Origin of the sequence: Olavius algarvensis spirochete endosymbiont (assembly GCA_900608495.1) — a bacterium.
Taxonomy (GTDB): Bacteria; Spirochaetota; Spirochaetia; order DSM-2461; family DSM-2461; genus UBA2779.
This window is the reverse complement of record UWYT01000305.1, coordinates 1-453: the sequence shown is the minus strand read 5'-3', so window position 1 is coordinate 453 and position 453 is coordinate 1. Positions and strand designations below refer to the sequence as shown.

The following is a 453-nucleotide window of genomic DNA, read 5'->3' as shown; positions in this document are numbered from 1 at the left end:
TAGACGCTGGATTTGAGAAAACCTCTAAATCCTCTGGCGAATCGGGATGAAATAGATTATAATAGTGTTTGAGATTATAATCAACCCTTTAGGAGAAATTATGAATAGAATATCCACCAGTATCTTGGTTTTGGCTCTTATGAGCCTTTTGGTGTCCTGCAAGGTTCCCGAGAACACCAGTACGAAATCCGACAACACCGGTACGGAATCCGACGGCACCGGTACGGAATCCGACGGCACCGGTACGGAATCCGACAGCACCAGCATGGCCTGGGTGGTAAGCACCTTTGCGGGTACTGACACACCGGGTTTTGCAAATGGCACCGGCACAGAAGCGCAGTTTTACTACCCCGCTGGAGTGGCTGTGGACTCATCCGGCAATGTCTATGTGGTAGAAAGTGGCAACCACCGCATCCGGAAAATCACGCCGGCAGACAGGATAGAAGATAGAAC

Annotated in this window: 1 protein-coding gene; it reads left to right on the top strand. The window is 49.9% G+C overall.

The features are described from left to right. Positions 1-100: 100 nt before the first annotated feature. On the top strand, positions 101-453 hold a 353-nt coding region (locus tag S1OALGB6SA_RS10710), incomplete at its 3' end, for an NHL repeat-containing protein (RefSeq protein ID WP_230204522.1).